3 protein-coding genes are annotated in these 2,806 nt (G+C 73.9%); all 3 read left to right on the top strand.

The window, feature by feature from the left end; all coding sequences use genetic code 11:
- Positions 1–104: 104 nt before the first annotated feature.
- The 3 genes from ureG (at position 105) to EYA84_RS30015 (ending at position 2,760) form a co-directional block, all read left to right on the top strand.
- Positions 105–842, top strand: a complete 738-nt coding sequence (gene ureG / locus EYA84_RS30025) for an urease accessory protein UreG (protein WP_131057516.1) — start codon at positions 105–107, stop codon at positions 840–842.
- Entirely contained in the window at positions 842–1,606 is a 765-nt protein-coding gene (locus EYA84_RS30020; RefSeq protein WP_131057514.1) for an urease accessory protein UreD, read from the top strand. The genes ureG and EYA84_RS30020 overlap by 1 nt, the downstream gene beginning before the upstream one ends.
- Positions 1,607–1,734: 128 nt before the next feature.
- The gene (locus EYA84_RS30015) at positions 1,735–2,760 is read left to right on the top strand and encodes a serine hydrolase (protein WP_131057512.1); all 1,026 of its coding nucleotides are present in this window, start codon (positions 1,735–1,737) and stop codon (positions 2,758–2,760) included.
- Positions 2,761–2,806 lie beyond the last annotated feature (46 nt).

Genomic DNA, 2,806 nt, shown 5'->3' with positions numbered 1-2,806 from the left:
GGCGGCGCGGGCCGCCGAGGAACCACCGGAGCGACTGCCGGCCGCCGCCGCTCCGCTCGCCGACATCCATGCCGAAGTCCACGCCACCTGGGAGGTGCGTCTCTTTGCGTCCTGAGACCGAGCACGACGAGTCCGTTCCCCACACCCACCCGGAACCCGGAGTAGACCCGCACGCCCCGCTGCCCGCCGCGTCGCGGGCGCTCCGGGTCGGCATCGGCGGTCCGGTCGGCTCCGGCAAGACGGCGCTGGTCGCCGCGCTGTGCCGGGCCTTCGCCGACGAGTTGCGGCTGGCGGTGGTGACCAACGACATCTACACCACCGAGGACGCCGACTTCCTCAAGCGGGCCGGGGTACTCGACCCGGACCGGATCCGGGCCGTGGAGACCGGCTGCTGCCCGCACACCGCCATCCGTGACGACATCGGTGCCAACCTCGACGCGGTCGACGAGTTGGCCGAGGCGCTGGGCCCGCTGGACCTCGTGCTGGTGGAGAGCGGCGGGGACAACCTGACCGCCACCTTCAGCCGAGGTCTGGTGGACCGGCAGATCTTCGTGGTCGACGTGGCCGGCGGGGACAAGGTGCCGCGCAAGGGTGGCCCCGGCGTGACCGCCGCCGACCTCCTGGTGATCAACAAGACGGACCTGGCCCCGATGGTCGGCGCCGACCTGTCGGTGATGGACCGTGACGCGCGGGCCCGCCGGGGCAGCCTGCCGACGGTGTTCCAGTCCATCACCGAGGATCCGCTGGCCACCCGGGTCGCCGGGTGGATCCGGCACGAGTTGGCCCACCACCGGGCCGCGACCGCGCACGCCGACCACCCGGTACCCGCCGGGCAGGCCTGATGCGGGCCACCGCCCGGCTCGTGGCCAGGGCCGACCGGCACGGGCGCACCGTGCCGGCGGAGCTGCGCGGGGAGAGCCCGCTGCTGCTGCGCCAGGTGCCGGCGTCGGACGGTGGCGTCACGGTGTACGTCGTCGGCGGTGCGGCCGGTCCGCTCGCCGGCGACGACCTGCGGCTGGACGTCGAGTTGGGCCCCGGTGCGGTGGTCCGCGTCCGCACCGTGGCCGCCTCGATCGCCCTGCCCGGCCGCCCCGGCGCGGTCTCCCGGATGCTGGTCCGGGTGACCGTCGCCGCCGACGCCACGCTGCACTGGCTGCCGGAGCAACTGGTCGCGGCGGCGGGTTGTGCGCACGTGGCCGACGCCCAGGTGGACGTCGCCGAGGGCGGCACCCTGCGCTGGCGGGACGAACTGATCTGCGGTCGGTACCAGGAGGCACCCGGCAACGCCGAGGTCGTCACCCGGGTCGACGTCGGGGGCCGGCCCCTGCTGCGGCAGTCGCTGGCGGTCGGGCCGGACACACCCGGCTGGGCCGGACCGGCGGTGCTCGGCGGCGCACCCGCCACCGGCTCGCTGCTCGTGGTCGACCCGTCCGAGCCGTCCGTACCCCCGGCGGTCATGGGCACGGTCGCCCGGTTGCCACTGGCCGGCGGCCCGGCCACCCTCTGGACCGCCACCGCCCCGGACGCGCACACCCTGCGGAGGTACCTCACCCCGACGGCGACGGCGTTCCCGGTCGACGGCGACGAGGCCGTCCGAGTCGGGTGAGCCCCGCCGGCTCGCGGCGACCGATCCGCTCCACTCTGGAGGAGGGGGCGGCGATAGATGGGCGGGTATGGCAGGGTGTGTCCGGTGCCGGTATCCCGCCGGTCGCACGCCGGACCAGAGGAGTGGCAATGGCCGAGCAGATGAGCCGTCGGGCCGCGATCGGGATCGGGGCCGCTGCGGCGGCCCTGGTGGCGACACCGGGCGGCGCTGCCGCCGCGCCCGGTACGTCGGGCGGTGCGGCACCGTCCGGTCACGATGCCGCGCAGGCGCTGATCCGGCGTACCTATCGGCAGCAGAAGGCGCGGGCGGGCGGTGAGTGGCGTTCGCACGTGGCGATGGTGGACGACTCCGGTGCGCTGCGGACCGTGGTGGCCGACGACGTCGATCGGGTGACGCACGGGTACAGCGTGCAGAAGCTGGCCGTCGCGGTGGCGGTGATGGACAAGATCGACCGGGGTGAGCTGGCGCTCGGCCAGCGGCTCGATCTGACCGGCGACATCATCCTCGGTGGCAGCGGCATCTACTTCCTGCACACCGTCTGGGGTGACGAGATCACCGTGGCGAACTTCCTCACCGCCATGCTGCTCGTCTCCGACAACACGTCGGTGCGGATGTGCGGGCGGGTGGTGCCGGCACTGGAGATCAACGAGATCCTCGCCGCCAAGGGCTTCACGCACACCCGGGTCGAGCCGGTGGCCAACCCGAACCGCTTCTTCCTCGGCGTCACCACCCCGCGCGAGACCCACGACCTGCTGTGGCGGCTGGCCACCAAGACCCTGCTGTCGACCCGGTCGTGCGACTTCCTGCTGGGCATCCTGCGCTGGGTGAACGGCTACCACGACGGGATCCGTCGCGACATGTCCTCGGCGGAACGCAGCCGGGTGGCCACCAAGTACGGTGCGGACTACGACGAGAGCGGCGCGGCCCGGCACGAGGCCGGCATCATGTTCGACGCGACCGGCGCGCCGACGCTGACCTACGCCTTCTTCGCCGACTCCCTCGGCGACCTGGACAACTACGGCGGCACCCACCCGGCGGTACGCGCCCACGCGACCCTGGGTCGGGTGATGTTCGACGCCGTCGGGCCGGTCACCAACCGCGCGGCACGAGCCCGGCACTCCGTCAACCGGTTCCGCCCGGTCAACGGCGGCTGACCCGACGTCACCCGGCACCGTGGCCGGCCGGCCACGGTGACCCGCC

The organism is Verrucosispora sp. SN26_14.1 (assembly GCF_004307965.1).
Taxonomy (GTDB): domain Bacteria; phylum Actinomycetota; class Actinomycetes; order Mycobacteriales; family Micromonosporaceae; genus Micromonospora.
The sequence above is the reverse complement of the archived record's forward strand: the minus strand, read 5'-3'. Positions and strand labels throughout refer to the sequence as shown.

Excerpts from the sequence above, each read along its gene's own strand:
- EYA84_RS30020 (WP_131057514.1), top strand. The coding sequence starts at position 842 with ATGCGGGCCACCGCCCGGCTCGTGGCCAGGGCCGACCGGCACGGGCGC.
- EYA84_RS30015 (WP_131057512.1), top strand. The coding sequence starts at position 1,735 with ATGGCCGAGCAGATGAGCCGTCGGGCCGCGATCGGGATCGGGGCCGCT.